The following is a 9,458-nucleotide window of genomic DNA, read 5'->3' as shown; positions in this document are numbered from 1 at the left end:
GGCGCCCGGCCGGCACCACCTCAACCACCAGACGGCGAGCCACCGCCTTCCCGGAACCAGGCCGATCTGCCGATCAAGGGGCAGATCGAGGGGCCCCGAGTCACATCGGGCACCCCGCTGGGACCAGCAGCCACCCGATCCGCTGCGACCGGCAGCCACCCGATGCGACGGGACCAGCAGCCACCCCATCCAGCAGGACCGAGGCCCGATCCGACGGGACCGACCCGATCCGACGAGATCCGGCAGCCATCCGAGTGGGCGATCACGGGGTCCCCCACCGACGAACCACCAGGACCCCGAGCGAACCCCACCACCCGCCCGCTAGGGTTCCCGGCGATGTCATTCGCCAGCCCCCTCTTCCTGTGGTTCTTCATGCCGCTACTCCTAGCGGCTCTACTGACCACACCCAGAACCTGGCGCAACGGCGTCGTGGCGGTGGCGAGCCTCCTCTTCTACGCCAGCGGCGCGGGCGGCACCACCCTGCTCCTCCTGGCCTGCATGCTCGTCAACTACCTGGCGGGCCCCCGCCTGGAACCGGACCAGGACCCCGCGGTCCGCCGCAAGCTCCTCCTGGGCGTCATCACGTTCAACCTGGGCATCCTGGTCGTCTGGAAGTACCTGGGATTCGCCACGGACCAGCTGGACACCATCGCGGAAGCCCTGGGCGGCGACTTCCCGGTGGTCCACCTGGCCCTGCCGATCGGCATCTCCTTCTACACCTTCCACCACATCTCCTACGTGGTGGACATCTACCGGGGCGAGCGCAGGGCGCTCAAGGACCCGGTCTCGTTCATCACCTACATCGCCATGTTCCCGCAGCTGGTGGCGGGGCCGATCGTCCGCTTCCGGGAGATCTCCGACCAGCTCCCCCAGCACCGCACCCACCGCCTGGACGACATCGCCGCGGGCTTCCCCCGGTTCGCGCTCGGCCTGTGCAAGAAGGTCATCATCGCGGACTCGCTGGCCCCGATGGTCGACGCGTGCTTCGCGACCCCGTCCGACGAGATGACGTTCTCCATCGCCTGGCTGGGCGCGGTGGGCTACACCCTCCAGCTGTACTTCGACTTCTCCGGCTACTCGGACATGGCCATCGGCCTCGGCCGGATGCTCGGCTTCCGGCTCCCGGAGAACTTCGCCCGCCCGTACTCCTCCGTGACCGTCACGGAGTTCTGGCGGCGGTGGCACATGTCGCTTTCCCGGTGGTTCCGCGACTACGTCTACATCCCGCTGGGCGGCAACCGGCACGGCGTGGCGAAGACGTACCGGAACCTCGGGATCGTGTTCGTGCTCACCGGTTTTTGGCACGGGGCGAACTGGACGTTCCTCGTGTGGGGTTTGTTCCACGGCGCCCTGCTCGTTGTAGAACGCAGTTTTGGATGGGATTCCACCCCTGCGTCGAAAAATGCGCGCATCGGCAGGCGGGCATTGACGATGTTGCTCGTGGTGATCGGCTGGGTGTTCTTCCGGTCGGCCGACCTCGGCTCCGCGTTCACGATGCTGGGTCATCTGCTGCTGCCGGATTTCTCCGGCGTATCCGAGGCTGTGAGCGTCGCCACAACGAATCAGCGACTACTGATCCTGGTGGTCGCGCTGGTCATTGTCGTATTGCCCACATCCCCGGTGAGCGGCCCGTACCTGGAGTCCTCAAGGGACAAGATCGCCAGCGTGGCCCGCGTCTCGTTGATGACGGTCGGCCTGACCTACGCGGCAATCCTCGTCGCGGGAGGGACCTTCAGCCCGTTCCTGTACTACCAGTTCTGATGTCGAGCGAATAACGATACCGCCCGGTACATTGGTCGATAAGCAGGAACCCAAACTGGCCCACTCGGCGCAACCCGTCAAGAGGTAGTCCGGCGAACTTCGACAGAGCGTAATCGCAGAGCGCTTCACCACAGTGTGACGAATGTCAACTGTCAATATTAACCGGGGCCAATTTCGTATCATAACTACTTTATGTAACCGACCTACTCCGTTCAGGTACACACTGTGGTAGGACAGAGATTGCACTACCGGCAGCTTCTACCGTCTTCAACGGAGAAATAGGTTACTTCGGGTGGGGGTAACGTGAGTCGCTCTTCGGGGCCGAACGACCTGGAGGGGTTGTGACCTCCCAGGGAACGTTGCGCGCGCTCGTGAGCGACCGCGAGTTCCGCGGCCTGTGGATCGGCTCGACGGTGTCAACGGCGGGTGACCAGCTCGCGGCCGTGGCCCTGTCACTCCTGGTGTTCGAGCGCACCGGCTCCCCCCTCTGGACCGCCCTCACGTGGTCGCTGACGCTCTTCCCGCCGCTGATCGCCGGTCCGCTGCTCGGCTGGCTGGCCGACCGCTTCCCCCGGCGCACCGTGATGATCATCTGCGCGTGGCTCCAGGCCGGGATCGTGGGCCTGATGGCACTGCCTGCGACGCCGCTGTGGCTGATGATCACGCTGCTGGTCGCCGTGCAGGTGGTGGCCTCGCCGTTCCTCGCGGCCCAGGAGGCGAGCCTCCCCTCGGTGCTGCCCGACGAGCGCTACGACGACGGGGTGGCGCTGTTCGGCACGTCGGTCGACGTGGCCCAGATGGCGGGGCTGGCCGCCGCGGGGTTCATCGTCACCGCCTCCAGCCCGAGCGTGGCGCTGGCGATCGACGCCGTGACGTTCGTGCTCGTCGCCATCCTGGTGCACACGTCGGTGAAGCACCGGCCCGCCGCCGACCCCCGGCGGCACCGCAGGGTCGACACCACGGGCGAACCACCCCGCCAGGGCGTGTTCACGCTCCTCGTGACGGAGCCGAGGCTGCGCAGCCTCATGGGCATGCGCCTGCTCGCGGGTCTCGCGATGGTGCCGGAGGGCCTGGCCGTGCCGCTGGCCGCCAGCCTCGACGCCGTGTGGGCCGTCGGGCTCATCCTGGCGATCGAACCCGCGGCGAACGTGCTGGGCGTGGCCGTGCTGTTCCGCTGGGTTCGGGAACCCGCCAAACGCGAGCGGCTCATCGGGCCGCTCGCTATCCTGTCGTTGGCGCCCCTGGTCCTGTTCGCGCTCGACCCGAACCTGACCTGGACGATCGCGCTCCTCGTCATCGCGGGCATGGCGGGCGCGTACCACACGCCCGCACGTTCGGCCTGGATGAGGATGCTGCCCGACGCGTACCGCGGCCGGGCATACGGAATCGGCAGGGCCGCCCTGCGATCGAGCCAGGGTGGCGGCATGGCGCTGGCAGGCGTGGTCGCCCACGCTGTGGGCTCCATCACCGCGACCATCGCGGGTGCAGGAGGCATCGGGCTGCTTCTCGCAGCCCAGGCCACGGTGTCCTGGCGCCGAGCGCGGATGCGCGGCGACCAGAAGGTGGTGGTGAGCTGAAACGGACTCATCACATATCGCGATTGTCAATCATGACGGACCTTTCGTGCGCGTCCTGCGAGGATTCGGCTGCGTACGGTGAGAATTCGGCCCCGAACTGAAGGGAGGGGGATCTCACATGTCGCGGTTGCGCATGGCAAACCCTCCTTCGCTTGGTCGTCGAGCAGCGACAGGTGCGAGCAACGGGTACCCCAACGGCACCACGGTGTGCGGACACCGCGGTGGGGTTGGTGGGACGTGGTGAAGAACAGTTTGACTGACGACCAGCCTTCCAGGGCAACCCGTTGGGTACCGATCCGGAACTGGGACCTCTGGACGCTGCGGCCAGCCGCTCTGGCGTTCTTCGTGCTGGTCGAATCGGCCGTGGCCGGAGCCGCCATTTGGCTGCTCACCACGCTGGGCACCGTCTCGGCCACGGACTGGCTCCGGTTCGGCGCGATCATGGTCGCGATCACGATCCACCTGGTGATGGTGCGTCGGGCTGAGGAGTCGCGGCGGAACGAGTCGGCCGGTCCGCACATCGACCTCACGTCGGTCTGGACGTTCGCCGCCGCCATCGCGCTTCCAGGGGGTCTCGCGGTTCTCGTCACCCTCTGGATGAGGATTCTCATCCAGCCCATCGCCCGCCGCCAGCCGTACCGGTTCGTGTTCAGCTCCTCCAGCATCCTCGGCAGCACCATGCTCGCGTGGGCGGTGGTGCACCTCTCCGGGTTCTCGCTGGCCGCCACCGGCAACATCCCGACCGACCTCGGGCTGGTCCTGGTGCTCGCGCTGGCCGCGGCGCTGAACTGGTTCGCCCAGGTCGCCACCATCGCCATCGCGTTGAAGATCGTCACCCCGCACACCAGGCTCGTCGAGTTCCTCGGTTCGAAGACCGACAACATGCTCGAGGTCACCACGCTGGGCGCCGGTGCGATGCTGGGCATGCTGATCACATCGCACTGGGTGGGCCCTCTGTTGCTCGTCGCTCCGGTCATCCTGGTCAACGCACTGCTGAACCTCGCCGCGGAACGGCGGGCCCACCTCGAACGGCTGCTGAGCGAGCAGGAGCAGTTGCAGCAGCAGCTCGCCGAGGACGCGCACACCGACTACCGGACCGGCCTGCTCAACACCACCGGCCTCGCCGAGTACGCGAACAGGCTCGCCGAGCGGTCGAGGCACGACGGTCAGCCCGTGACGGTACTGGCCATCGACCTCGACTTCTTCAAACGCATCAACGACACGTGGGGGCACCCCGCGGGCAACGCCGTGCTCGCGGAGGTGGGCCGCATCCTGCGCGAGAAGCTCCGACCGGGCGATGTGGCCGGAAGGGACGGTGGGGAGGAGTTCCTCGTCGTGCTGGCCGACACGGGGCTCGCACAGGGCATCCTGATCGCGGAGCGCATCCGCCAGGCCATCGCCGAGGCTGCGGTGTCCACGACGGACAAGCACCGCAACACCGTGACGCTGCGCGGTCGGGCGCTGCCACCGACCGATGAGGACGGTCCGGACGTGCGGTCGATCTCGGCGTCGATCGGGGTCGCGGTCGTGCCGGACAACGGCGACAGCCTGGCGCTCGCGCAGCACAGCGCGGACGCCGCGCTCTACGTGGCCAAGGAGAACGGCCGCAACCAGGTGCGGGTGGCGGGTCTGGACATCGGTTCGGCCGCGACGCGCCTGCCGCTCCCGCTGCCCTCCCCGCGCACCGACCAGCAGGCCGTCGCGGCCCCGGACGACACGCAGGTCAGCCGCACGGCGTGAGTCACGCCGCGGCGGCCACCCTCCGGTTGCCGATCCGGCGGACGCGGACACGGCCGACGACCCGGCAGCCGACGTAGATCGCGAACGAGATCGCGGTGACGAACGCGCTGACGGGCAGGCCGGGGGCCAGCGAGAGCACGATCCCGCCCAGCACCGCCACCTCGGCGAACAGCACCGACAGCAGCGTCGCCCGGCCGGGGCTGGACGTGACGCGGCACGCCGCCGCGGCGGGCGTGATCATCAGGGCCAGCACCAGCAGAGCGCCGACGATCTGCACGCTCAGGGCCGTGGCGATGCCGACGAGCACGGCGAACACCGGGGTCAGCACGCGCACGGGCACGCCGCGCGCGGCGGCCACGTCGGGGTCGACGCTGGCGAACAGCAGCGGCCGGTAGAGGCACGCGAGCACGACCAGCACCAGTGCCGCCGTGCCGACGAGCTGCCACACGTTGTCCGCCGCCACGCCGAACGGCTGGCCGACGAGCAGGCCGAACTTGGTCGTGGCGCGGCCGTCGTAGAGGGCGAGGAACAGCACGCCGAGCCCGAGCCCGAACGCGAGCACCGCGCCGATCACCGAGTCCCGCTCGGAGTCCTTCTGGCTCAGCAGGCCGAGCAGCAGCGCGGCCAGGACCGCGCCGCCGACGGCGCCGTAGCCGACGCTGACGCCGAGCAGCAGCGCCGCGGCTCCGCCGGTGAAGGCCAGCTCGCTGGTGCCGTGCACGGCGAACGACATCTTGCGCGTCACGACGAGCGGCCCCAGCACGCCCGCGAGCAGGCCGAGCACGGCCCCGGCGATGAGGGCGCGGTGCACGATGTCGAGGGCGAGCAGGTCGAACGTCGTGCCCAGGTCGAAGAAGGTGTCCATCAGCTCTCATCCACGACGTGGTGCGGCTGGTCCTCGCAGAGCGTGCCGGTGGCGCCGACGACCAGGATCTGGTCGCGCACCCGCACGACGTCGACCGTGGTGCCGTACAGCTCCGACAGCGTCTCCGACGTCATGACCTCGCTCGGCGGGCCGATCCGGAAGCGACCGTCCACCAGGTACAGGACCCGGTCCACGAGCGGCAGGACCGGGTTGATCTCGTGCGTGACGAACAGGACCGCGGTGTTCGACGCCCTGCGCCGGGCGTCGATCAGGTCGCTCACCACCCGCTGGTGCGCGAGGTCGAGCGACAGCAGCGGCTCGTCGCACAGCAGCACGCGCGGGTCGCCGACGAGGGCCTGCGCGACGCGGAGCCGCTGCTGCTCGCCACCGGACAGCAGCCCGATCGGCGCGTCCGCGTAGCCCTCGGCGCCGACGGCGGCCAGCACCTCGTCCACGCGGGCCCTGCGCTCGGCGCGGCCGCGCAGGCCGAGCCCCCACGCGTGCCCGTCCAGGCCGAGGCCGACGAGGTCGCGGCCCCGCAGCGTCAGCGTCGGGTCGAGCGAGCGCTGCTGGGGGACGTACCCGATCTCGCGGTTGCCCCGCCCCGGTGGCCTGCCCGCGATCTCCACCGAGCCGCCGGAGAGCGGCTGGAGGCCAAGCAGCACCCGCATGAGGCTGGTCTTGCCGGAGCCGTTCGGGCCGAGGATGGCGAGGAACTCGCCGGGCTGGACCTCCAGGTCGAGGCCCTCCCAGAGCACGCGCCTGCCGTAGGCGAGGGCGGCTCCGCGCAGCGAGACCGCCCCGCGCGGCTGCGCGGGGCGGTCTGCCGGTGTCACGTCGGTGGTGGTCGACGGTGCGGTCGTCATGGCGTCAATTCTGGCTGAGGGCGGTGGACAGCGCGTCCACCTGCTTCGTCATCCAGTCAAGGTATCCGGAAACCCCGGCGGGCAACGTCTCGGTCACCCCGACGACGGGGATGCCCGCCGTGCCCGCGCCGGAAACGAGCTGCTGGGTGACGCTGTTCTCGGTCTGGGTGTTGTTGACCAGTGCGTTGACCTGCTTGCCGGTGATGAGGCCGGTGGTCTCGGTCAGGGCGGCGACCGGAACGTCGGTCTCGTTCTCGATGGCCTCGCTGAACTCGGCGGGCGTGGCGTCGGTGATGCCCGCTGCCTCCAGGAGGTAGTGCGGCACCGGCTCGGTGACGACGACCTTGCTGCCGGGGTGGTCGGTGCCGACCTTCTGGACCGAGGTGGTCAGCCCGGCGAGCCCGTCGTCGAACGCCTTGGCGTTGGCGGTGAAGGTGTCCTTCTGGTCCGGCGCGGCGGCGGACAGCTCCTCGGCGACCTTGTCGGCGACCTTCTTGACGGTCGGCAGGTCGTACCAGACGTGCTCGTTGACGCCGTCGGCCTTGCCGGACAGGGCGAAGGCGTCGACCTGCTTGGCGGCGTCCGCGCCGGAGTCGCCGATGAGCTTGGTGAAGAAGTCGTCGTAGCCGCCGCCGTTGAACACGACCAGCTTCGCCTTGCCGAGCGCGGCCACGTCGGCGGGCTTGCTCTCGTAGGAGTGCGGGTCGGCGGACGGGTCGTCGATGATCGAGTGGACGGTCACGGCGTCGCCGCCGACGGCCTTCACGACGCTGCCCCACACGTTGGTGGAGGCGACGACGGCGACCTTGCCGTCGGCCGCCGCGGACGTGGCGGCCGTGTCGGTGCCGCCACCGCAGGCGGTGAGGGCGAGCAGGGCGACGGCGACTGCCGCGCCTGCACGGAGGTGACGCAGCGTCATCAGTGAACTCCTCGACGGGGTGAAGCTTTGGGGATGGAAACCGTTGTCGAGTTCATCTTAGAACGGATAGCGACCACCTTGTCCACCGACCCACATGCGACGAAGGCCACCCGTACTCGAACGGGTGGCCTTCGTCGGTGCTGCGGGTGGGTCAGTCGGTGAGGCGGTCACCGCTCTCCGGGTGGAACAGGTGGATCTCGCTCGCGTCACGCACAGCGACCTTGACCTCCTGGCCGAGGGTGGGGGGCGTGCGGCCGTCGACGCGGACGACGAAGCGCTCGGACGAGTCGCCGATGCGGACGGCGCCGTGCACGAGCGCGTCGGCGCCGAGCTCCTCGACCAGTTCCACGGTCATCGCCAGGCCGTCCTCGGTCGAGGTCGACGGGATGATGCCGAGGGCCTCCGGGCGGATGCCGAAGGTGATCTCCGACAGGCTCGCGCCGGACGCCACGTCCAGGGCGGCGCGCGGCAGCGGCACCACGATGCCGTCGAGCTTCGCGCCCTCGGCGGTCAGGGGCACGGTCTTGAGGTTCATGGCGGGCGAGCCGATGAACCCGGCCACGAACGCGTTGGCGGGCTTGTCGTACAGCGCGCGCGGGGTGTCGCACTGCTGGAGCAGGCCGTCCTTCAGCACCGCCACGCGGTGACCCATGGTCATGGCCTCGACCTGGTCGTGCGTCACGTAGATCGTGGTGGTGCCGAGGCGCTGCTGGAGGGCCGCGATGTTCGCGCGGGTCTCCACGCGCAGCTTCGCGTCCAGGTTGGACAGCGGCTCGTCCATGAGGAACACGGCGGGCTCGCGGACGATCGCGCGGCCCATCGCGACGCGCTGGCGCTGGCCACCGGAGAGGGCCTTCGGCTTGCGGTCGAGGTACTTGGTGAGGTCGAGCAGCTTCGCCGCCTCGCCCACCTTCTGCTTGATCTCGTCCTTGCTGACGCCGCGGAGCTTGAGCGCGAAGCCCATGTTCTCGGCGACCGTCATGTGCGGGTAGAGGGCGTAGGACTGGAACACCATCGCGATGTCGCGGCCCTTCGGCGGGACGTTGGTGACGTCCTTGCCGCCGATCTCGATGGCTCCCTCGTCGATGTCCTCCAGCCCGGCGAGCATGCGGAGGGCGGTGGACTTGCCGGAGCCCGAGGGGCCGACCAGCACCAGGAACTCGCCGTCTGCGACGTCCAGGGACAACTCGTCCACCGCGCGAACCGGCGGGTTGCCGGAGAAGATCCGCGAAGCTTTGACGTAGGCGACCTCAGCCATGTGACGCACCTTTCCAATCCAAGCGTTGGCGTCAACGTATTGATTGCAAGCGCTTACGGGAATGGGTGGATTGGTCTAGTTCCGGGGCGTCTGCGGGGCCTGCTGGAGGTGGGGCCGGGGACGTCGGGGTTGGGCAGGCCCCCGATGGCGCGAGTGTGTCGATGCCCGCTCTCGTTTGTCAAGGCGGGAAAGATGCCTTGACAAACGAGAACGGGCATGACGAGCGCTGAACATCGGGGGGCCGCCGGGGGAAGGGGTTGGAAGAGCAGTGGGCTCGCCGGGGTTGGGGGCGGGTTTGGGCATGGGGGCCGGTGGCTGCCGGTTGAGCTGGGATGAGGATGGGCCGGCTGGGGAGGGTGGGGTGGCTGGCGGAGGTGGCTGGCCAGTGGTGCTGGTGGCCCACCGCCCGGGTGGGCGGTGGGCCACCGAACGCTGGGAGTCGGAGCCGCCTGGCGGGCACCTCGGCACCGGC

The 9,458-nt window shown here is 69.3% G+C and carries 7 protein-coding genes; 3 read left to right on the top strand and 4 right to left on the bottom strand.

Annotated features, from left to right (window positions below; genetic code table 11):
- Positions 1-336: 336 nt before the first annotated feature.
- From VFZ92_RS07190 to VFZ92_RS07180, 3 genes are all read left to right on the top strand, one after another.
- Positions 337-1,761: an MBOAT family protein gene (locus tag VFZ92_RS07190; protein WP_330875000.1), complete on the top strand. Its 1,425-nt coding sequence runs from the start codon at positions 337-339 to the stop codon at positions 1,759-1,761.
- A 341-nt stretch (positions 1,762-2,102) separates the two neighbouring features.
- Positions 2,103-3,338, top strand: coding sequence for an MFS transporter (locus VFZ92_RS07185; protein ID WP_330874999.1), 1,236 nt, complete (start codon positions 2,103-2,105; stop codon positions 3,336-3,338).
- A 345-nt stretch (positions 3,339-3,683) separates the two neighbouring features.
- Positions 3,684-5,078 carry a GGDEF domain-containing protein gene (locus tag VFZ92_RS07180; RefSeq protein WP_330874998.1) on the top strand — a complete coding sequence of 465 codons (1,395 nt, stop codon included), beginning with the start codon at positions 3,684-3,686 and terminating at the stop codon, positions 5,076-5,078.
- 1 nt (position 5,079) lies between these two features.
- Here the strand turns inward: VFZ92_RS07180 and VFZ92_RS07175 are convergent, their stop codons facing one another.
- The 4 genes from VFZ92_RS07175 to VFZ92_RS07160 all read right to left on the bottom strand — a co-directional run bounded on the left by VFZ92_RS07175 (position 5,080) and on the right by VFZ92_RS07160 (position 8,986).
- A complete protein-coding gene (locus VFZ92_RS07175; RefSeq protein WP_330874997.1) occupies positions 5,080-5,943 on the bottom strand; it encodes a metal ABC transporter permease in 864 nt (287 codons plus the stop codon).
- Positions 5,943-6,809: an ABC transporter ATP-binding protein gene (locus VFZ92_RS07170; RefSeq protein WP_330874996.1), complete on the bottom strand. Its 867-nt coding sequence runs from the start codon at positions 6,807-6,809 to the stop codon at positions 5,943-5,945. The genes VFZ92_RS07175 and VFZ92_RS07170 overlap by 1 nt, the downstream gene beginning before the upstream one ends.
- Before the next feature lie 4 nt (positions 6,810-6,813).
- Positions 6,814-7,728: a metal ABC transporter solute-binding protein, Zn/Mn family gene (locus VFZ92_RS07165; protein ID WP_330874995.1), complete on the bottom strand. Its 915-nt coding sequence runs from the start codon at positions 7,726-7,728 to the stop codon at positions 6,814-6,816.
- A 151-nt stretch (positions 7,729-7,879) separates the two neighbouring features.
- The gene (locus VFZ92_RS07160) at positions 7,880-8,986 is read right to left on the bottom strand and encodes a sn-glycerol-3-phosphate ABC transporter ATP-binding protein UgpC (protein ID WP_330874994.1); all 1,107 of its coding nucleotides are present in this window, start codon (positions 8,984-8,986) and stop codon (positions 7,880-7,882) included.
- Positions 8,987-9,458: the final 472 nt, after the last annotated feature.

Source organism: Umezawaea sp. (genome assembly GCF_036375055.1).
In the GTDB taxonomy this organism is placed as follows: domain Bacteria; phylum Actinomycetota; class Actinomycetes; order Mycobacteriales; family Pseudonocardiaceae; genus Umezawaea.
The sequence above is the reverse complement of the archived record's forward strand: the minus strand, read 5'-3'. Positions and strand labels throughout refer to the sequence as shown.